At 60.0% G+C, this 20,183-nt stretch carries 20 protein-coding genes; 13 read left to right on the forward strand and 7 right to left on the reverse strand.

The genetic code is table 11. From position 1 onward, the window contains the following. The first annotated feature begins 6 nt into the window (after window positions 1–6). The 3 genes from RT657_RS08740 to RT657_RS08750 are packed head-to-tail and all read left to right on the forward strand — an operon-like array spanning window position 7 to window position 1,692. The gene (locus tag RT657_RS08740) at window positions 7–804 is read left to right on the forward strand and encodes a sulfite exporter TauE/SafE family protein (RefSeq protein WP_313653847.1); all 798 of its coding nucleotides are present in this window, start codon (window positions 7–9) and stop codon (window positions 802–804) included. Window positions 805–829: 25 nt separating this feature from the next. Then, complete coding sequence (locus RT657_RS08745) at window positions 830–1,375, forward strand: elongation factor P hydroxylase (RefSeq protein WP_313653848.1); 546 nt, start codon at window positions 830–832, stop codon at window positions 1,373–1,375. 32 nt (window positions 1,376–1,407) lie between these two features. Continuing rightward, on the forward strand, window positions 1,408–1,692 hold the full coding sequence (locus tag RT657_RS08750; RefSeq protein ID WP_313653849.1) for a YfcL family protein: 285 nt from the start codon (window positions 1,408–1,410) through the stop codon (window positions 1,690–1,692). Window positions 1,693–1,725: 33 nt separating this feature from the next. Here RT657_RS08750 and mnmC read toward each other — a convergent pair whose 3' ends face one another. After that, complete coding sequence (mnmC, locus tag RT657_RS08755) at window positions 1,726–3,732, reverse strand: bifunctional tRNA (5-methylaminomethyl-2-thiouridine)(34)-methyltransferase MnmD/FAD-dependent 5-carboxymethylaminomethyl-2-thiouridine(34) oxidoreductase MnmC (RefSeq protein WP_313653850.1); 2,007 nt, start codon at window positions 3,730–3,732, stop codon at window positions 1,726–1,728. A gap of 154 nt (window positions 3,733–3,886) precedes the next feature. On the opposite strand from mnmC, the gene fabB reads away from it, so the two are divergent. After that, window positions 3,887–5,107, forward strand: coding sequence for a beta-ketoacyl-ACP synthase I (gene fabB, locus RT657_RS08760; protein WP_111140438.1), 1,221 nt, complete (start codon window positions 3,887–3,889; stop codon window positions 5,105–5,107). Window positions 5,108–5,238: 131 nt separating this feature from the next. Here the strand turns inward: fabB and RT657_RS08765 are convergent, their stop codons facing one another. Further along, entirely contained in the window at window positions 5,239–6,672 is a 1,434-nt protein-coding gene (locus RT657_RS08765; RefSeq protein ID WP_313653851.1) for a PLP-dependent aminotransferase family protein, read from the reverse strand. 87 nt (window positions 6,673–6,759) lie between these two features. Here RT657_RS08765 and RT657_RS08770 point away from each other — a divergent pair, with 87 nt between their 5' ends. Continuing rightward, window positions 6,760–7,203 (forward strand): rhodanese-like domain-containing protein, encoded by a 444-nt coding sequence (locus tag RT657_RS08770; protein WP_313653852.1) that lies wholly within the window; start codon window positions 6,760–6,762, stop codon window positions 7,201–7,203. 1 nt (window position 7,204) lies between these two features. Here the strand turns inward: RT657_RS08770 and flk are convergent, their stop codons facing one another. The 4 genes from flk to RT657_RS08790 form a co-directional block, all read right to left on the reverse strand. After that, the gene (gene flk, locus RT657_RS08775; RefSeq protein WP_313653853.1) at window positions 7,205–8,254 is read right to left on the reverse strand and encodes a flagella biosynthesis regulator Flk; all 1,050 of its coding nucleotides are present in this window, start codon (window positions 8,252–8,254) and stop codon (window positions 7,205–7,207) included. Between the two features lie 110 nt (window positions 8,255–8,364). Continuing rightward, window positions 8,365–9,870, reverse strand: a complete 1,506-nt coding sequence (locus RT657_RS08780; RefSeq protein ID WP_313653854.1) for a tripartite tricarboxylate transporter permease — start codon at window positions 9,868–9,870, stop codon at window positions 8,365–8,367. Window positions 9,871–9,880: 10 nt separating this feature from the next. Further along, window positions 9,881–10,312, reverse strand: coding sequence for a tripartite tricarboxylate transporter TctB family protein (locus RT657_RS08785; RefSeq protein ID WP_313653855.1), 432 nt, complete (start codon window positions 10,310–10,312; stop codon window positions 9,881–9,883). A gap of 12 nt (window positions 10,313–10,324) precedes the next feature. Then, window positions 10,325–11,293: a Bug family tripartite tricarboxylate transporter substrate binding protein gene (locus RT657_RS08790; RefSeq protein WP_409520989.1), complete on the reverse strand. Its 969-nt coding sequence runs from the start codon at window positions 11,291–11,293 to the stop codon at window positions 10,325–10,327. Between the two features lie 132 nt (window positions 11,294–11,425). Here RT657_RS08790 and tctD point away from each other — a divergent pair, with 132 nt between their 5' ends. After that, on the forward strand, window positions 11,426–12,097 hold the full coding sequence (gene tctD, locus RT657_RS08795; protein ID WP_313653859.1) for a transcriptional regulator TctD: 672 nt from the start codon (window positions 11,426–11,428) through the stop codon (window positions 12,095–12,097). Beyond that, window positions 12,088–13,494 carry a sensor histidine kinase gene (locus tag RT657_RS08800; protein ID WP_313653860.1) on the forward strand — a complete coding sequence of 469 codons (1,407 nt, stop codon included), beginning with the start codon at window positions 12,088–12,090 and terminating at the stop codon, window positions 13,492–13,494. The genes tctD and RT657_RS08800 overlap by 10 nt, the downstream gene beginning before the upstream one ends. Here the strand turns inward: RT657_RS08800 and RT657_RS08805 are convergent. Next, window positions 13,457–14,356 (reverse strand): DMT family transporter, encoded by a 900-nt coding sequence (locus RT657_RS08805; protein WP_313653861.1) that lies wholly within the window; start codon window positions 14,354–14,356, stop codon window positions 13,457–13,459. The genes RT657_RS08800 and RT657_RS08805 overlap by 38 nt on opposite strands. A 98-nt stretch (window positions 14,357–14,454) precedes the next feature. On the opposite strand from RT657_RS08805, the gene RT657_RS08810 reads away from it, so the two are divergent. The 6 genes from RT657_RS08810 (at window position 14,455) to accD (ending at window position 20,160) form a co-directional block, all read left to right on the forward strand. Continuing rightward, complete coding sequence (locus RT657_RS08810) at window positions 14,455–15,234, forward strand: helix-turn-helix transcriptional regulator (RefSeq protein WP_313653862.1); 780 nt, start codon at window positions 14,455–14,457, stop codon at window positions 15,232–15,234. Window positions 15,235–15,290: 56 nt separating this feature from the next. Then, window positions 15,291–16,424 carry a 4-phosphoerythronate dehydrogenase PdxB gene (gene pdxB, locus RT657_RS08815; protein ID WP_313653863.1) on the forward strand — a complete coding sequence of 378 codons (1,134 nt, stop codon included), beginning with the start codon at window positions 15,291–15,293 and terminating at the stop codon, window positions 16,422–16,424. 171 nt (window positions 16,425–16,595) lie between these two features. Further along, a complete protein-coding gene (locus RT657_RS08820; RefSeq protein ID WP_313653864.1) occupies window positions 16,596–17,603 on the forward strand; it encodes an aspartate-semialdehyde dehydrogenase in 1,008 nt (335 codons plus the stop codon). 2 nt (window positions 17,604–17,605) lie between these two features. Beyond that, on the forward strand, window positions 17,606–18,409 hold the full coding sequence (gene truA / locus RT657_RS08825; RefSeq protein WP_313653865.1) for a tRNA pseudouridine(38-40) synthase TruA: 804 nt from the start codon (window positions 17,606–17,608) through the stop codon (window positions 18,407–18,409). 29 nt (window positions 18,410–18,438) lie between these two features. Beyond that, a complete protein-coding gene (locus tag RT657_RS08830; protein WP_313653866.1) occupies window positions 18,439–19,101 on the forward strand; it encodes a DedA family protein in 663 nt (220 codons plus the stop codon). A gap of 144 nt (window positions 19,102–19,245) precedes the next feature. Then, window positions 19,246–20,160 (forward strand): acetyl-CoA carboxylase, carboxyltransferase subunit beta, encoded by a 915-nt coding sequence (accD, locus tag RT657_RS08835; RefSeq protein WP_313653867.1) that lies wholly within the window; start codon window positions 19,246–19,248, stop codon window positions 20,158–20,160. Window positions 20,161–20,183 lie beyond the last annotated feature (23 nt).

The raw sequence follows: 20,183 nt of genomic DNA on the forward strand, positions 1-20,183 counted from the left end.
GATTTCATGGATTGGTTTGTGGTCAGCCCTCTGCTGGTCGTACTGCTGTTTTTAATCGCCATGCTCGCCGGTTTTATCGACTCCATCGCGGGCGGTGGCGGTTTACTGACCGTGCCTTCACTGCTGGCTGCGGGCCTCTCTCCCGCCCAGGCGCTGGCGACCAATAAGCTGCAGTCAGTCGGCGGATCCTTTTCCGCCAGCCTCTATTTTGTCCGGCGCGGCGCGGTCAAACTGAATGAACAGTGGCTGAACATCGCCATGACGCTGCTGGGCTCGGTGCTGGGCGCGATCCTGATCCAGCGACTGCAGGCCGATTTCCTGCGCCAGATGCTGCCGCTGTTCCTAATCGCCATCGGCCTGTGGTTCCTGTTGATGCCGCGCCTGGGAGAAGTGGATCAGACGCGTCGCCTGCACGGCCTTGCCTATGCGCTGGTCGGCGGCGGAGCCGTGGGATTCTACGACGGATTTTTCGGACCCGGTGCAGGATCTTTTTATGCGCTGGCGTTCGTTACGCTCTGCGGCTATAACCTCGCCAAAGCGACCGCCCATGCCAAGGTGCTTAACTTCACCTCTAACGTGGGCAGCCTGCTGTTCTTTATGTTCGGCGGCAAAGTCGTCTGGGGAACCGGCCTGGTAATGATGCTGGGTGCTTTCTGTGGCGCACGTATGGGCGCGCGACTGGTGCTGAGCCGCGGACAGAAACTGATCCGCCCGATGGTGGTAATTGTCTCCGCCGTCATGAGCATCAAACTCCTGTGGGACAGCCACGGCAGCGCCGTTATGGCCTGGCTTGCCACGCTGTAATCGTAACTTTTCACGTGAAATTGTCATGAACCCGACTCACCATTATGAACAGCTGATCGCGCTGTTTGATCGCTGTTTCAGCGAGGACTTTCAGACCCGCCTGATTAAAGGCGACGATGAACCGATCTATCTTCCCGCTGACGACACGTCACCGTGGAACCGGGTGATCTTCGCCCACGGCTTTTACGCCAGCGCCCTGCATGAAATTTCTCACTGGTGCATCGCCGGGGAAGCCCGTCGCAGACTGGTCGATTTTGGCTACTGGTATTGCCCGGATGGCCGCGATGCACAGACGCAGAGCCAGTTTGAAGCGGTGGAAGTGAAGCCGCAGGCGCTGGAGTGGATGTTTTGTACCGCGGCAGGCTTTCCCTTCAACGTGAGTTGTGACAATCTCGACGGAGATTGTGAGCCGGATCGCATTGCGTTCCAGCGCAAGGTGCATGCGCAGGTGATGAATTATCTGACCTCGGGTATTCCCGATCGTCCCGCGCGTTTTATTACCGCTCTGGCGGAATTTTATGGCAGACCGCCATTAACCGCGTCGCAGTTTCCCTGGCCGGACGATCTGTGATGCAGCAAGGCATGATTAAAAGAGGAATTGAGATGATCGCAGAATTTGAAGCGCGTATTCTGGCCCTGATTGACGACATGGTTGATCACGCCAGCGACGATGAGCTGTTCGCCAGCGGTTATCTGCGCGGGCACCTGACACTGGCGGTCGCGGAAGTCGAGCAGCTGGATGACCATAGCCCGGAGGCGCTGCAGATTCAGGTTTCGCGCAGCCTGCAAAATGCCATTGCGGCGGGTGAACTCTCGCCGCGCGACCAGGCGCTGGTCGTCGGCATGTGGGATAACCTGTTTGTTCAGGCTCGCCAGCTTTCCGCCTGATGGTGGCGGGCGGCGTGCCGCCCGTTGCGCCCGCTAGACCGCTTTTCCCTTCAGTAATTTTCTTACCCAGTAACGATTCGGATTGAGCGCCGCCAGCGTGGCAGCATCCAGTGGCTGCGGTTCGCCCGCCAGCTGGGCGGCCAGCACTTCGGCCACCAGCGGCGCACTGCACAGGCCGCGTGAACCCAGGGTACCCGCAATAAACAAGTCGGGCAGGTCGGGCGCTTCAGCGACCTCACCGCCACTGGCCAGACGGCTCTGCAGATCGGCATACTGCGCCAGCGTCGCCGCATGATCGGGCACGCCGCCTGCCATTGGCAGGTGGTCACGCGACGCGCAGCGGACACCCATTCTCGCTTCGCCGTCACTGATATCGACGGCTGCGGCCCATTCGCCGTCCGGCAGACAGTGCATCAGCCGGCTGCGGTTCTCCTGCTGATCTGCTTCGCGATAATCCGTGGTTGTTTCGCCGCGACGATAGCTGGCACCGATGCAGTGGGTGCCGAACTGCGGGCTGATGGGCGTCAGATAACCGTCATAACAGAGCACCGTCTGCAGTGCATCCAGGCCAGGCGTGGAGGGAACATGGCTGACCTGACCCGCCACCGCATAGGCTGGCAGCGGGGCGCTCTGGATAAAGTCAGCAATCGTGTGACCGTTCGCCAGTACGACGCTGGCGTGACGAACCGCCGGACGATCGCGGAAGGTGAGCGTCCACTGCTCATCGTCCCGTGAAAGCGCCTCGACACGATGCAGCCAGTGAATGCGCAATCCCTGGGTTTCACCCCAAGCCAGCATCGCGGTGGTCAGTTCGGCCGGTGAGAGCCAGCCACCCTCTGGATAGAAAATACCGCCGTGACCATGCTTAACGTTCGCCAGCCTTTCTGCCTCGGCCACATCGACTCGATGGGCCATCGTCTCAGGCAGCCCCATTGCCAGCATCTGATCGATCTTTTTGCGGCTCTTCTCATCCCATCCCAGCTGCAGCACGCCGCTCCAGTCATGTTCAAAGCTGACGTTCAGCTGGTCATAAAGCCGCCGGGCGAAGCCAAAGGCCGCCGGGAAGAACGTCGCCAGCGCCGGATCGTGCTGATTGAGAAGCGGATAGAGCGCCCCCTGACGATTGCCGGAGGCGCCCAGCGCGGGGGCGTCATCGGCACAGTAAAGCGTCACCCGCCAGCCACGACGCAGCAGCGCCAGCGCCAGGGTAGCACTGGCCACGCCGCCGCCGATCAGGGCCACCTCGCGCTGTTTAGCGGCGCGGCGGTGATACCATGGCTGCGGACTGGGCAGCGAAGGCGCATCCTGTAATGTGCCGCACAGCATCTCGCGTTTTGGGCCAAATCCTTTACGGCGGATGACCTCAAAACCGGCCTGCTGCAGCCCGCGCCGCACAAAACCGGCGGCGGTGAAGGTGGCAAAGGTCCCCTCCGGTCGCGCCAGCCTTGCCATCATGCCAAACAGCTCTGGCGTCCACATGTCGGGGTTCTTCGCAGGAGCAAACCCATCCAGAAACCAGGCATCTACCTGTCGATGCAGACTTTCATCCAGCTGCCCCATCAGCGCGTTAATATCCCCCAGCCAGAGATCCAGCGTGATGCGGCCGCCATCAAACAGCAGCCGCTGACAGCCGGGCAGGGCAGCGGGCCACTGCGCCTGCAGTGCTTCGGCCCAGGTTGCCAGTTCAGGCCAGTGCTGATGGGCCGCGGCTAAGTCTGCGCGGGTTAATGGAAATTTCTCAAAGCTGATGAAGTGCAGCCGTTTTACTGTGGCATCCGGCTGTTCACGCTGAAAAGCGTCGAACGCCTGCCACAGCGTCAGGAAATTGAGGCCGGTGCCAAAACCGCTTTCCGCCACGATCAGCAGATCGCGCGAATGCTCAGCAAAACGCTGGGGGAAACCGTTGCCGCCAAGAAAGACGTAGCGCGTCTCTTCCAGACCGTTCTCATTAGAGAAATAGACGTCATCAAACGCTCGGGAAACAGGTGTACCCTGTTCATTCCAGTTCAGCTGTGCATGTTCAACCGGGGATAATTTCACGGCAAAGGCTCGTTTTTCAGGCAGTGGCGCGATTTTAACGACCCACGTGACATGACGCAAATTTACAAAAGGAAATAGCTGATCGGACTTGTTCGGCGTACAAGTGTACGCTAGAGTGCATGCCAATTAAGAAGAAGTGGATGAGGAAGATTGAATGAAACGTGCTGTGATTACTGGCTTAGGGATCGTTTCCAGTATTGGTAATAATCAGCAGGAAGTGCTGTCATCTCTGCGTGAAGGACGCTCTGGCATCACCTTTTCTGAAGAGATGAAAGATTCCGGCATGCGTAGTCACGTCTGGGGTAACGTTAAATTAGATACCACCGGCCTCATCGATCGCAAAGTTGTGCGTTTTATGAGTGATGCGTCCATCTATGCTTATCTCTCCATGGAAGAAGCGATTAAAGATTCTGGTCTCAGCGCTGAAATGTATCAGAGCAACCCACGTGTGGGTCTGATTGCAGGTTCAGGCGGCGGTTCGCCACGTTTTCAGGTCTTTGGTGCTGACGCTATGCGCAGCCCGCGTGGTCTGAAAGCCGTGGGTCCCTATGTCGTAACCAAGGCGATGGCTTCCGGTGTCTCTGCCTGCCTCGCCACGCCCTTTAAAATTCATGGCGTAAACTACTCGATCAGCTCCGCCTGTGCCACCTCTGCGCACTGTATCGGTAATGCGGTTGAGCAGATCCAGCTGGGCAAACAGGATATCGTTTTTGCTGGTGGCGGCGAAGAGCTGTGCTGGGAAATGGCCTGTGAGTTCGACGCGATGGGCGCATTGTCTACCCGCTACAACGACACGCCAGAAAAAGCGTCACGCACTTATGATAACGAGCGCGACGGCTTTGTTATCGCCGGTGGTGGTGGCATGGTCGTGGTTGAAGAGCTGGAGCATGCGCTGGCCCGCGGAGCGCACATCTATGCCGAAATCGTCGGTTACGGTGCGACTTCCGATGGCGCAGACATGGTTGCGCCGTCAGGCGAAGGCGCAGTGCGCTGCATGAAGATGGCGATGAATGGCGTGGATACCCCAATCGACTATCTGAACAGCCACGGCACATCTACCCCGGTGGGCGATGTGAAAGAGCTGGGTGCCATCCGCGAAGTGTTCGGCGATAACACGCCTTACATCTCTGCGACCAAAGCCATGACCGGTCACTCTCTGGGTGCTGCGGGCGTGCAGGAAGCGATTTACTCACTGCTGATGCTGGAACATGGTTTTATCGCGCCAAGCATCAACATCAGTTCACTCGACGCGGCGGCAGAAGGTATGAACATCGTTACGCAGCCGATGGAAAAAGAACTGACCACAGTGATGTCCAACAGCTTCGGCTTCGGTGGCACCAACGCCACGCTGACCATGCGTAAATATCAGGCGTAATCATTACGTCAGGATGCTGAAGGGCCGGCTTGCCGGCCCTTTTTATTTGCCCGGCGTCGTGCGGCGCGCTGCTGTGGCGATGACGTTTCGACTGACCTGAGCCGCTTATCCTTCTGACATTTCCCCCCTGCTTAACCCGCCTGAAGCAATGCCAGCAAGGTATCGCATCCCGCCACAATTTCATCCGGCGTCAGCGCCGCGAAACCCAGCATCCAGCCCTGCTGCGCAGTGGAACCGGCATAGAGCGGGCTCAGGCGCGGCAGCAGCAGACCGCGTTGTGCCGCCAGCGCCGTGAGTTGCGCCTCTGTCTTTGACACGTTCTGCTGGAGTTTTACCGTGACCTGCAGGCCACCGCCGCTGGCCATCGGGATGATCCAGGGCGACAGCCGCTGCGTAATCTGCGTCAGTAAAAGATTACGACGGCTGTGATAGAGCTGACGCATCAGCCGCAGATGGCTGGCGAAATGGCCCTGCTGCAGAAAAGTGGCGGTAATCGCCTGCGGCAGCAGGGCACTGTGCCCGTCCAGCACGCTGCGCGCCTGGCCGAGGGGAGTAATCAGTGCAGGCGGAACAACCATCCAGGCCAGCCGCAGCGAAGGAAAAAGCGATTTGGAAAAGGTGCCCAGCGTGATCACCCGCTGATAGCGATCCAGGCCCTGTAATGCCGGAATGGGGCGTTCGTCGTAATGAAATTCGCTGTCATAATCATCCTCGATCAGCCAGCTCTGGTGGCGCTGCGCCCACGCCAGCCACGCCAGACGCCGTGGCAGGCTCAGCGTGACGCCTGTGGGATAGTGATGCGAGGGAGTCAGATACATCAGCCTCGCGCTGCCGCTGGCGGGCAGGGCACCTTCAGCATCCACCTCAATGCCGCGCACTTTTGCGCCTGCGGCCAGAAATGCATTGCGGGCACCGGGATAACCAGGCTCCTCCATCCATACCTCGTCACCGGGATCGATCAGCATCATGGCCAGCAGCTGAAGCGCCTGCTGGGAACTGGTGAGAATGATCACCTGCTCCGGCTGGCACACGACGCCCCGGGCGAGCGAGAGATAATCGGCGAGGGCACTGCGCAGCGGCAAGTAGCCGCACGGGTCACCATACCCCATGGCAGCACTGCCCAGGGCGCGCTGCACGCTGCTGGTCAATCGTCGCCAGAGGTCGTGGGGAAACGCACGTAACTCCGGCGAGCCGGCGGCAAAGGCATGGGGAAAAGGGGGATCCTGACAGCCTCCGGTCGCCAGTACCTGCCAGCCCCGCGCCGAAAAGCGGGCAGGCTGAGGGGGAGCTGGCGGCGAGGGAGGGCTGACGGGAACGGTGATGGCGACAAAGGTACCACGGCCGGTCTCGCGTCGCAGATAGCCTTCACTCTCCAGCTGCCCGTAAGCCGCTTCCACCGTGACGCGAGAGAGCCGCAGGTCCTGCGCCAGCTGTCGGCTGGAGGGTAACTGCTGCCCGGCGTGCAGATGGTGACGGTGGATAGCCAGCCGTAGCGTCGCGCAGAGGCGTTCACGTACGCCGCCGCTCGCCTGATGCTGAAAAAGTTGTAACAGCGGAGAGGTCATATCGGTCTTATGTCTGATGAAATATGGGTATCAGTAATCAGTCCAATTTGCCGTAAACTGCCTGTTCACTACAACAGGAGAATCGCGATGTCATCAGTTTTACGCGTGGCGGCCGCTACGCCGCAGCAAAGTCTTGAGTATCTGCAGGCAAAACTCGCCTGGTATACCGACGCCTGGGATCTGGCGGAAGACCTGGGGCAGCAGCTTACCGATATCGTGGTGATCGATGCACGCGCCCCGGATGCCTATCGCGCCGGGCACATCTGTGGCGCGATTAACTTTCCGCATCGCGAAATGAATGCGGAAACCACGGCCCGACTCGACGCCCGCAAAGTCTATATCACCTATTGCGATGGTATCGGCTGTAACGGTTCAACGAAAGCGGCCCTGAAGCTGGCCTCGCTGGGATTTCAGGTAAAGGAACTGATTGGCGGGCTGGATTTCTGGAAACGGGATGGGCATCCGCTGACCTGGGGAGAGGCGGCGGGAGAATGGCCCGTGACCGGGCCTGCAGCCTCCTGTGGCTGCTGACTCAGAGCACCAGCCAGAAGAGCAGAAAGAGGATTAACAGCGCAACAGACAGGCCCAGCAGAGGACGCTGAGCCAGGGGTTGCAGACCCGCGGGCAGCGAGGCGACAAACGGCGACCAGATGGGCTGAGGCTTGATTTCGCTGGGCGCCAGCGGCTGTTCATGCAGTTTCTCTGCCCGCTCGGCGCGACGGCTGAACAGGAAGTTAAGCAGATCCTGCGTCTGGGTCACGGTAAGCACGGTCTGTGGCATCGCCTGAAAACGCTGCTGGCTGTACTCCTCCAGCTGACTCTGCTCCTGCTTATCCAGCGGCTGTTTCAGGGAGGCTTCCAGCAGCTGCAGCGTCGGTGCGCTGTGCTGACTCAGCGTCTGGCGCACCTGCAGATACTGGGTCAGCAGCGGGAAGTGGCGCGACGGGATCGGATCGCCGCTGGTCAGATTCACCAGCTTCAGGGCCGCCGCCCACAGCTTACCTGTCGATTCACCCGTGGCGGCCGCCAGACGGATCACCTGCTGATTCAGCGTATGATGCTCGGCAGGCAGTAAGGTGCGATCGCTGACGCGGGTCTGCTGCGGCTGGGGAATCGCCATCTGGCCGTTCTGCAGCATGGTCAGCACCTGGTGCAGCTGATCCTGACTCAGTGCACTCAGCACAGTCTGACCAAACTGCTGACGAATAAAATCACTGACCGCCTGACGGTTATTGCCTTTTGGCAGCAGCTCTGTGAGCTGGGTCATCAGCTGACGTGTGCCATGCCCGTTCTGCGCCTGGGTCAGACGACTGTTAAGGTACTGTTCCGCCAATGGAAAATGGCGCGACTGCAACTCAGCTTCACTCTTCACACCGACTTCATGCCGTACGCCCGCCCAGAGTTCAGGCGCTTTGAGATTGCTGAGCGAAGAGATACGCACGATCAGACGTTCTAAGGTGGTGCGCTGGGCAGGGGAAAGCGGCTGCTCACCGGCCACCGAACCGTGACGCGAAGCGCCGGTTTGCGGATTGACAGATGAACGCTCGCCGACCGGCACACCGGGGCCGCTGAGAGGTTGCATGGCGGATTCCTTGGAAAACAGAACAGCGTGGGGTGCGCCGGAAAAAGAATAGGCCATGATAGCAAAAGCCCCCGTGAAATCACACGGGGGACAGCGGTTTGATGCGAGATTTACTCTTCCGCCAGCTTAAGGCGGTGACGACGCCAGCGTTTCCAGAGTGGCGGAACAAGCAGGACCGCGATCGCCAGCACCAGCAGTACTTTGCAAATCAGGCTTTCCCACAGGATCACCAGATTACCATTGCTGATTGACAGGGCGCGACGCAGGTTCTGTTCCAGCATTTCACCCAGCACAAAGCCCAGAATCAGCGGCGACATCGGGAAGTCCATTTTGCGCAGGATATATCCGAATACGCCCAGGCCGACCATCAGCAGCAGATCGAAGGTCGTACTGTGTACGGCGTACACGCCCACGGCGGAAATGGCGGCGATGGCCGGCACCAGGAACCAGAGCGGAATGCTCAGCATCCGGGCAAAAACGTTGATCATCGGGATGTTCATCACCAGCAACATGACGTTACCAATCAGCAGTGCCGCAATCAGACCCCAGACGATATCCGGCTGCTCAACAAACATCGCCGGGCCTGGCGTAATGTTATAGAGCGTTAAGGCGCCGACCATCACTGCGGTGGTGCCGGAGCCAGGGATACCCAGCGTCAGCATCGGGATAAAGGAGCCGCAGGCTGAGGCGTTGTTTGCCGCTTCCGGGGCGGCCACGCCGCGAATATCGCCTTTGCCGAACTGATCGCTGCCGCTGATTTTTTTCTCCGTCATATAGGCGATGGCGCTGGCGATGGTCGCACCGGCTCCGGGCAGAACGCCGACAAAAAAGCCCAGGAAGGAGGAGCGCAGCGTGGCACCGGTTGCCATCGCGGCCTCTTTCAGGTTGAACATCATGCGGCCGCTTGCCCGCACCGCTTTCTGACCGCTGCTGGTGGATTCCAGCATCAGCAGAATTTCACTGACCGAGAAGAGGCCAATCACGACGACCACAAACTGAATGCCGTCGGAAAGGTGAACGCTTTCAAAGGTAAAACGGTAGACGCCGGTATTCGCATCCACCCCGACCGTCGCCATGCCCAGGCCGATTAAGGCGGCAAGGAACGATTTCAGCGGATTGTGGCTCATCATGCTACCCAGGCAGGCGATGGCGAACACCATCAGGGCAAAATATTCAGCCGGTCCGAACGCCAGCGACCAGCTGGCCAGCAGCGGAGCGAACAGAATAATACCCACGATAGCGATGGTAGAGCCGATAAATGAGCTGACTGCTGAAATCGAGAGGGCGACGCCCGCCTTGCCCTGCTGCGCCATCGGATAGCCATCCAGCGCGGTCATGATGGCTCCGGCATCGCCCGGCACGTTGAGCAGAATCGAGGAGATGCGTCCGCCATATTCACAGCCGATATAAACCGTCGCCAGCAGGATCAGCGCCGATTCAGCCGGCAGGTGCAGTGCAAACGCCAGCGGCATCAGAATCGCCACCCCGTTAATCGGGCCCAGGCCAGGCAGCAGACCGACAATGGTGCCGATAAAGCAGCCGATCAGGGCGATCAGCAGATTCTCTGGCGTCATGGCGACGGCAAAGCCCTGCATTAAAAAGGACCAGGTATCCATGATGCTCTCCTTAACTCAGCCAGCTGCCGACCGGAAGCGTAACTTCCAGCAGACGGTCAAATGCATAAAACAGCGCGGTGCCCATCACCAGTCCGGCCAGCGCAGCGGCCCACCAGCGCGCCCCGAACAGCAGGCCGATGCCGAAGGTCAGCAGCGTCGTGCAGATGGGAAAGCCCAGCGTCTCGAACAGCCAGCCGTAGAGCATCATCATCCCCGCCAGCGCCGCCAGCCGTTTTAGCGTACCGCTGGCAGGCCACTGAATCGCATCCGGTTTACGAAATAGCATCAGTACGGCGCAGATGGCCATCAGGCCGAGGATGGCCATCGGGAACGGACGCGGCCCCACCGGTTCGTAGCTGTATTCACTCTGAATCTGCCAGGCCACCACCATGCCGCCAAGGCACAGTGCCAGCCACAGGACAGCAAAAATACGATCGCTCATCATCTGCTCCGGTTATTTAGCCAGGCCAAAGGATTTGGCCTGCTCACGGTAATCCGCTACCTGTTTCTTCACATAGCTGTCGAGCGCCTGACCGGTCAGGTTAAATTCGAACAGTCCGCGCAGGTCGCGCTGCTTTTTGAACTCTGGCGTCTCGACCATCTTTTTAAACGCCGCCTCCCACCACTGATAATCGGCATCGCTGACCTTCGGACCGAGGTAGTAGCCGCGGATTACGGGCCAGACAACGTTAAAACCCTGCTCTTTGGCGGTGGGTATCTCCGCCAGCTGACCCGGCAGACGCTGATCGGCCATCACGGCCAGTACCCGCATTTTGCCGCCCTGTAAGTGCGGCACCATCTCACTCATATCACCGGAAACCACCTGAATATGGTTGCCGAGCAGCGCTGTTACCGGCTCACCGCCGCCCTCAAAGGCGACATAGCGCATCTTGCGGGGATCGATACCGGCTTCGCGTGCCAGCAGGGCGGTCTTCATCCAGTCCTGGCTGCCGATTGACGCGCCGGCACCAACCACCACTTTGGTAGGATCCTCTTTCATGGCAGCCATCAGCTCACCCAGCGTTTTCCACGGCGCATCCTCACGCACCGCCACCATGCCGTAATCGGTGCCGACAGCCGCCAGCCACTTCACGTCGTCAACGGTATAGCGGCCAAATTTGCCCTGAGAAAGGTTGAGCAGCGAGCCACCGGAGAACGCGACAACGGTGCCCGCTTCGGCCGGACGCTGGGCGATAATGGCGTTATAGGCGACCGCGCCCACGCCGCCGGGCATATAGGTGACACGCATCGGCGTCTTAATCTGGCCGGTTTCCTGCAGAGTGACCTGCAGCAGTTTACAGGTCAGATCAAAACCCCCACCGGGTTTCGCGGGCGCAATACATTCGGTACGGCCCGGCTCGTCAGCGGCGACGGCATGCGTCGCCATCAGCGTCAGCAGGGTAGTGGCGAGGGCGGCAGGCATTAATTTTTTCATTGCGGACTCCATTCGTTCATCCAGAGTGTGATTGCGGCTGAAACATCAGCGTTATCGAATTGTTAAAACAGCTACCTTTCATTTACCTTTCAGGAACCGGATTTAATGACAGGATGTGATATGCGTCTCTTACTGGTGGAAGATACCCTTGACCTGGCGCGCTGGCTGCAGAAGGCGCTCACCCAAAAAGGGTTTGCGGTTGATTGGGTGGCAGATGGCGTGGCGGCCGATCACGCATTGCAATGTGAAGCCTATGCACTGGTCGTGCTGGATGTCTCTCTGCCACGGATTGATGGCCTGGAGGTACTGACCCGTCTGCGGCGACGGGGGCAGAGCGTGCCGGTCCTGTTGTTAACGGCGCGCAGTGCGCTGGACGACCGGGTGCGCGGCCTGAATCTGGGTGCGGATGACTACCTGACGAAACCCTTTGAGCTGGATGAGCTGGAAGCGCGGTTGCGGGCGTTGCTGCGGCGCAGCCAGAGCCCGACAGCGCAGAATCAGTCGCTGGGCCAGCTGAGGCTGGACAGTGAGGGCTATTTTCTGCTGGCCGACAGGCCGCTGGCGCTGACCCCGCGCGAATCCAGCATTCTGACGACGCTGATGCAGCGTCATGGCCGGCCGGTTTCACGCCAGTATCTCTATGAGCAGACCTTCAGCCTGACGGATGAAGCCAGCCCGGAAAGTATCGAGCTCTACGTGCATCGCGTAAGGAAAAAACTGGCGGGCAGTGATGTGGCGATCGTGACGCTGCGTGGGCTGGGTTACAGCCTGGAAACGCTGCCATGCGGCTGACGCATTCGCTGCGGGGGGAGCTGCTGGCCTGGTTTGGCCTGCCGCTGCTGTTGCTCTGGGCGCTTTCGGTTTACACCCACTATCAGAGCGGACTGGCGGCCGCGAATCAGGCCTACGATCGTTCGCTGCTGGCGTCCGCGCGGACGGTGGCGGAGCGGCTGGTGGTGCGGCGGCAGCATCTGGAGGTGGACGTGCCCTGGGTCGTGCTCGACAGTTTCGAGCGCAACATGAATGATCAACTCTTCTATCAGGTGATCTCTCCGGAGGGAAAAACTTTATCCGGCTACAACGATTTGCCGCCAATCCCCATCACCAGCAAAATGTCGACCGCCTATCCGGCGCTGGTGCACTTCTATGACGGGCGCTATCACCAGCAACGTATCCGGGTTGCCGCGCTCTGGCAGCCGGTGAGCGAGTCAGGAGTGGATGGCATGGCGCTGGTGCTGGTGGCTGAAACCGTTCACTCCCGCCAGGAGTTTGCCCGCGGGCTGATGCGGACCGCGCTGATCAGCCAGAGCGGACTGGTGCTGATGACACTCCTGCTGGCAGGCCTGATGCTGCGCCGGGTGTTGCGCCCGCTGCGGCGGCTGTCGCGTATCGTGTTGCAGCGCGACGGCGGCGAACTGACGCCACTTCCCTCACTGCCCTGGTCGGAACTGCAACCGCTGATCATCGCCTTTAACCGCTATCTTGCCCGACTGCGGGGGCTGCTGGCACGGCAGGATCGCTTCAGTGCTGACGCGGCGCACCAGCTGCGCACACCGCTCACTATCCTTAAAACTCAGGTCAGCGTCGCGCTCAGCAGTGAACGTCCCGAAGTCTGGCAGGAGAGCCTGATCGGCATGCGCCATACGCTGGATGAAACCATTATTCTGACTGACCGGCTGTTGCAGTTAGCCCGGATCAAAGCGCGTCACGGCGAGGATAAACCGATGGCGCAGGTGGATCTGGCGGCCATCGTACGCGACGCCTGCTTCAGCCGCTATACGGCGGCCCGCACCCGTCAGATTGATCTGGGCTACGAAGGAGAAGAGATCAGCCTGGTCAGAGGCGACGGGGTGCTGATTGGCGAACTGTGTGCCAACCTGCTGGACAACGCGATCAAATATACCCCCTGTCACGGCATCGTTACCGCGCGGGTGGGAACGGACGGGCTGGAAATTGAGGATAGCGGGCCGGGCATCGAGGGAGCCGAGCAGCTGAAAGCGTTACAGCCTTTTCAGCGACTGGACAATGTCGGCATGCAGCCCGGAGCCGGTATCGGCCTGGCGCTGGTGCAGGATATCTGTGTCTGGCATGGCGCAACACTGCAGCTGGACCGCAGCCCGCAGCTGGGCGGACTGCGGGTGACGGTGCGGTTTACAGCCGATGCAGGCCAGCCGTTTTCCGGCGGGTGAGTGGTGTTCGCAGCCGCTGCGCCAGAATCACGCCGGCGAGTGTCAGACCCCCCCCAATCCAGTGATAGCTGTGCAGATGCTCATGCAGAAACAGCACGGCGATCAGGGCGGTAAACAGCGGGATCAGGTTCATAAAGATGCTGGTGGTGCTGGCGCCCAGCCGCTGCACGCCGTGGATCCACAAAAAGGGCGCAATGATCGAGGCGAACAGGCCAGCAAACAGCACCAGCGGCAGGTTATGCAGGTTCAGGGCGACCGCTGGCGCCAGCAGGAAGCCGGGCAGCAGCAACAGCACACCAAAGAAAATCTGCACGTAGAGGCTGTGCCAGATCGGTAGCGGCAGTGCCCAGCGGCGGGTCAGCACGCCATAGAGCGCATAGGCGGCCGAGGCGGCCAGCATCATCAGTTCTCCCGCGCCTAACCCCTGACTCAGCAACTGCGTGACGTTGCCCTCACTCACCAGCCACACCAGACCGGTGAAGGAGATGATGCTGCCGAGCAGGATCCCGAGCGTCGGCGCAATCCGCAGGATCACCACGCTCAGCAGCACGGTAAGCAGCGGGATCAGGGCACCAATGATTCCCATAAAGAGCGCGCTGACGCTGTGCGCGGCGTAATAGGCCAGGCTCTGATAAAGCGCCATTCCCAGCAGGCCGAGCAGTGCCAGCCGTCCCAGGTGCGGCTTAATCGCCTGACGCGCGCGCCAGACGCCGGGCAGCACAAACGGCGTCAGCACCAGCAGCGCCAGCAGCCAGCGATAGAAGGAGATCGCCGAGGGATCGATCGCGCTGGCCGAAAGTTTGCTGACAATCGAGTTGATCGACCAGATCACAACCGCTACAAGCGGATAAAGAAAAAACATGCTGACGCTCCGGATACCCTTAAAGAGGCGCAGTGTACGCTTGTCCGGATTTATCCAGATAGTTAATATCGGACAAAATAAAACACCGGGCGGACAGAATGAGCCTGAAAGTTATTTACCAGCCCCCAGCAGATGCGCCGCAGTTACGCTACTTTATGCGTTATGAGCAGGCCAACGCCTGCACCGAGTATCTGCCGCACACGCACGCCTGGGGCCAGCTGATCATGGTAAAAAGCCATGTGCTGGAGATGCAGGTCGAAGGGAGGCGGCTGCTGACACCAGCAGATGTTCCTGTCTGGATCCCGCCGGGTCAGCAGCACAGCAGCTATAACCATCGTCAGGCCCAGTTCCGGACCTTCAACCTGGCCGCTTCGCTATGCCGCGAGCTGCCGCAGCGCGCCTGTCTGATGCTGGTCGATCCGATCGCGCACGCCATCATGAATGCCTTCGCAGATCAGCAACTTGAGCAACCTGAAACCGAGGCGCAGTGGCGGCTGTGTGAGGTGCTGCGCGACCGGCTGCAGCTGGCGCAGGTTCAGGAGAGCTATCTGCCCACCTCCACAGACAAGTTTCTCGCGCCGGTGTTACAGGCGCTGGAGGCCTGTCCGGGTGATAACACTACGCTGGCAGGCTGGGCGGCGCGGGTCTTCACCACCGAGCGGACGCTGGCCCGGCGCTGTCAGCAGCAGCTGAATATGACGTTCGGCGAATGGCGGCAGCGGCTGCGCTTTCTGCGCGCCATCGGGCTGCTGGCGCAGGGCGAAAGCGTGCAGAGCATCGCGTGGGAACTGGGCTACAGCTCCGCCTCGGCGCTGATCGTGATGTTTCAGCAGCAGGCAGGCACCACGCCGGATCGCTACCGCGCACGGTTGGGCTAACGCGCTGCTTTGTGCCAGAATAATCCCCCTCTTATGTTACTGACAGGAAAGCCGTGGTGAAAATTCTGGTCGATGAAAATATGCCCTATGCCCGTGAGCTGTTCAGCCGGACCGGCGAGGTGGTCACGGTGCCGGGGCGCCCGCTGCCGGTGGCAGAGCTGGCCGATGCCCAGGGGCTGATGGTGCGCTCCGTCACTCAGGTAAATGAGGCGCTGCTGGCGGGCACGCCGGTGACGTTTGTCGGCACCGCCACGGCAGGCACCGATCATGTCGACGAGGCCGGGCTGCAGCGGGCGGGCGTTGCGTTCTCCGCCGCGCCCGGCTGTAACGCCATCGCGGTCGTGGAGTATGTCTTCTCTGCGCTGCTGCTGCTGGCGGAACGCGACGGGTTCCAGCTGCGCGATCGTACCGTCGGGATTGTCGGCGTCGGTAACGTCGGTGGGCGGCTGCAAAAGCGGCTCGAAGCCTGGGGCATCCGGACGCTGCTGTGCGATCCTCCGCGCGCCGATCGCGGTGACGAAGGCGAGTTCCTGTCGCTGGACGCCGTGGCAGAGCAGGCCGACATCCTGACGTTCCACACGCCGCTGTTTAAAGAAGGCCCTTACCGAAGCTGGCATCTGGCCGACGCGGCGCTGCTGATGGGGCTGAAACCCAATACCATTCTGATCAACGCCTGTCGCGGCGCGGTGGTGGACAACGGGGCTCTGCTGGAGGTGCTGAACATGCGGCACGATCTGAGCGTGGTGCTCGATGTCTGGGAGCCGGAGCCGGATCTCTCGCTGGCGCTGCTGGATAAGGTCGATATCGCCACGCCCCATATCGCGGGTTACACGCTGGAAGGTAAGGCGCGTGGCACGACCCAGGTGTTCGAAGCCTGGTGCGACTTCATCGGGCAGCCGCAGCAGGTACCGCTCAGCGACTTACTGCCGCTGCCGGAGTTCAGCGAGATCACGCTGAATGGCCCGCTGGATCAGCCAACGCTGAAACGCCTGGCGCATCTGGTGTATGATGTGCGCCGCGATGATGCCCCCTTGCGTAAAGTGGCGGCAAAACCCGGTGAGTTTGATCGCCTGCGCAAGCAGTATCAGGAGCGCCGCGAGTGGTCATCGCTGCAGGTAAACTGTGATGATGCCGCCACGGCCGCGATGCTGAACCAGCTGGGCTTTAACGCACGCTTCTCCCCGGAATAACGCCCGCTGCGGGCCGGTTGACCGCTTCCTTATGGAATCAGACGGAACAGAGGCGGTGCGCAGTGCTGACGCCCGACAGGGCGGCGGGTTAAAGGGGGGGATAAATCTGAATCCCCGGGCGGTGAATATCACCGCCTTCTGTTTTTATGTCATTGTCTGGAGTAAACCAACATGTCTGACGGCTGGAATATTGCGCTACTTGGCGCGACAGGCGCAGTAGGGAACGCTGTACTGGAACTGCTGGCGGAACGCCAGTTCCCGGTTGGTGAATTATATTTACTGGCCAGCGAGAACAGCGCGGGTGAAACAAAACGCTTCGACGGCCGCTCGCTGCGGGTCGAAAATGCAGAGTCGTTCGACTGGTCCCAGGCGCAGCTGGCCTTTTTCGTGGCGGGACGCGACGCCTCGGCACGCTATGCCGATGACGCCGCCAACGCGGGCTGTCTGGTGATCGACAGCAGCGAGCTGTTTGCGCTGGAACCCGATGTGCCGCTGGTGGTGCCGGATGTGAACCCGCACGTGCTGGCGGATTATCGCAATCGCAACATCATCAGCGTGGCCGATAACCTGGTGAGCCAGCTGCTGACGGCCATCAAACCGCTGGTGGATGCGGCGGGCCTGGGGCGTCTGCAGGTCACGAATCTGCTCTCCGTCTCCAGCTACGGCAAAGTGGCCGTGGATGCGCTGGCGGGTGAAAGTGCCCGTCTGCTGAACGGTATTCCGGCCGATGAGCACCATTTTGGTCGTCAGCTGGCCTTCAACCTGATGCCACAGCAGACCGATGCCGAAGGCAGCGTGGAGAGTGAACGCCGTCTGATTGATCAGGTGCGTAAGGTGTTGCAGGACGACGGCTTACCGATTGCGGTCAGCAGCGTGCAGGCACCCGTGTTCTACGGTAATGCGCAGATTGTCCACATCGAAAACCTGCGTCCGCTCTCGGCGGAAGAAGCACGTGCCGAGCTGGCGCTGGCGGCAGATATTCGCCTGAGCGAAGAGGATGAGGTACCGACGCCGGTGACGGATGCGTCGGGCAATGGCGAGCTCAGCATCGGCTGCGTGCGTAACGACTACGGTATCCCGGAACTGTTGCAGTTCTGGTCTGTGGCGGACAACATTCGCTTTGGTGGCGCGCTGATGGCGGTAAAAACGGCTGAGAAACTGGTTCAGGAGTATCTGTAACCATGTCAGAAGGTCAGACGCACAAGCTGGCGCTCGGCATTGAGTATGACGGCAGTCACTACTATGGCTGGCAGCGCCAGAATGAAGTCCGCAGCGTGCAGGAGAAGGTGGAACGCGCTCTGTCGAAAGTGGCCGACCATCCGGTCAGCATTTTCTGCGCGGGCCGCACCGATGCGGGCGTACACGGAACCGGACAGGTGGTGCATTTCGAAACCACCTCGCAGCGGCCGGATGGGGCGTGGACGCTGGGTGTTAACGCCAATCTGCCGCCGGATATTGCGGTTCGCTGGGTAAAGGCGGTGCCGGACGCGTTTCATGCCCGCTTCAGCGCCACGGCGCGCCGCTATCGCTACCTGATCTACAATCAGCGCCTGCGTCCGGCGGTGCTGGCGAAGGGAGTGACGCACTTCTACCATCCTCTGGATGTGGAGAAAATGCATCGCGCCGGGCAGTGCCTGTTGGGCGAGAATGATTTCACCTCGTTCCGCGCAGTGCAGTGTCAGTCACGTACGCCGTGGCGCAACGTGAGCCACCTTAACGTGACGCGTCAGGGCGCGTACGTCATTGTGGATATCAAGGCCAACGCCTTTGTGCATCACATGGTGCGCAATATCGTGGGCAGCCTGATGGAGATAGGCTGCGGCAATCAGCCGGAGTCATGGATGGCAACGCTGCTGGCGGCGAAGGATCGGACATTAGCCGCCGCCACGGCCCGGGCAGAAGGGTTGTACCTGGTCGCGGTGGATTACCCATCGCATTTTGCGTTACCACAGCCGCCGATGGGACCGTTGTTCCTCGCGGATTAATTCACTTTCAGGACTTTAAAGGGCGCACTATGGAGTTTCTCCATTTTCTGGTTGATTTTATTTTGCACATAGATGTGCATCTTGCCGAACTGGTTGCACAGTACGGTGTCTGGATTTACGCTGTTTTGTTCCTGATTCTGTTCTGCGAAACCGGCCTGGTCGTCACGCCGTTTCTGCCAGGTGACTCGCTGCTGTTTGTGGCAGGCGCACTGGCAGCCCTGCCGGGTAACGATCTCAATGTGCATCTGATGGTGACATTGCTGGTGGTGGCGGCGGTGCTGGGCGATGCGGTGAACTACACCATTGGCCGTCTCTTTGGCGAGCGGTTGTTCAGTAATCCGGACTCGAAAATTTTCCGTCGCAGCTATCTGGATAAAACCCACGCGTTTTATGCCCGTCACGGCGGAAAAACCATTATCCTGGCGCGTTTTGTGCCGATTGTCCGGACCTTTGCGCCGTTTGTGGCCGGAATGGGCCACATGTCCTATCGCCACTTTGCGCTGTTTAACGTCACCGGTGCGCTGCTGTGGGTGCTGCTCTTCTCCTATGCTGGCTATTTGTTTGGCGATCTGCCGGTGGTGCAGGAAAACCTGAAGCTGCTGATTGTGGGCATTATCCTGGTCTCGATTCTGCCCGGTGTCATCGAAGTCTGGCGTCATCGCCGTCAGGCTAAGCAGCAGAAGCTGCCCTGACGTTTCGCTCAGGGGTAAGACCAGATTTTTATCCACAGTCTGAACAGGTTGTGGTTTAATGAGCGACATTTACCGTCTGCTGAAGCGGTTTTCAGCAGTATCAAGACGACTGGACCAGGTCAGTTTTAAACAGAAAGGTCATCAATGAGCTGGATTGAACGCATTCTTAATAAGAGCACCACAACGCCTGCGCGCAAAGCTAGCATCCCGGAAGGGGTGTGGACGAAGTGTGACAGCTGTGGACAGGTGCTTTACCGCGCTGAACTGGAGCGCAACCTTGAGGTCTGCCCGAAGTGTGACCACCACATGCGTATGCATGCCCGTGAGCGCCTTGGCAGCTTCCTCGATCAGGGCACCATGGTTGAGCTTGGCAGTGAACTCGAGCCTAAAGATCTGCTCAAGTTCCGCGATTCCAAAAAGTATAAAGATCGTCTGGTCGCCGCCCAGAAAGACACCGGCGAAAAAGATGCATTGATCGTAATGAAAGGTCAGCTGCACGGCATGCCGGTTGTGACGGCCGCCTTTGAATTTGCCTTTATGGGCGGTTCCATGGGCTCTGTTGTCGGTGCACGTTTCGTCCGTGCCGTTGAGCAGGCGCTGGAAGATAACTGCCCGCTGATCTGCTTCTCCGCCAGTGGGGGTGCCCGTATGCAGGAAGCGCTGATGTCGCTGATGCAGATGGCGAAAACCAGTGCGGCGCTGGCAAAAATGCAGGAACGCGGTCTGCCTTACATTTCTGTGCTGACTGACCCGACCATGGGCGGCGTCTCCGCCAGTTTTGCGATGCTGGGCGACCTCAACGTCGCGGAACCGAAAGCGCTGATCGGCTTTGCCGGTCCACGCGTGATTGAGCAGACCGTGCGTGAAAAACTGCCGCCGGGCTTCCAGCGCAGTGAGTTCCTGATTGAGAAGGGCGCGATCGACATGATCATTCGCCGTCCGGAAATGCGCTATAAACTGGCGAGCCTGCTGGCAAAAATGATGAACCTGCCGGCACCGCTGCATGACGGTGAACAGTCCGTTCCTGCGACGACTGAATCGGAAAGCAACGAGGCCTGACAGGAGATAGAGAGGCACGCCCG

The sequence above is a fragment of the Pantoea sp. genome, from assembly GCF_032114055.1.
Taxonomy (GTDB): domain Bacteria; phylum Pseudomonadota; class Gammaproteobacteria; order Enterobacterales; family Enterobacteriaceae; genus Pantoea.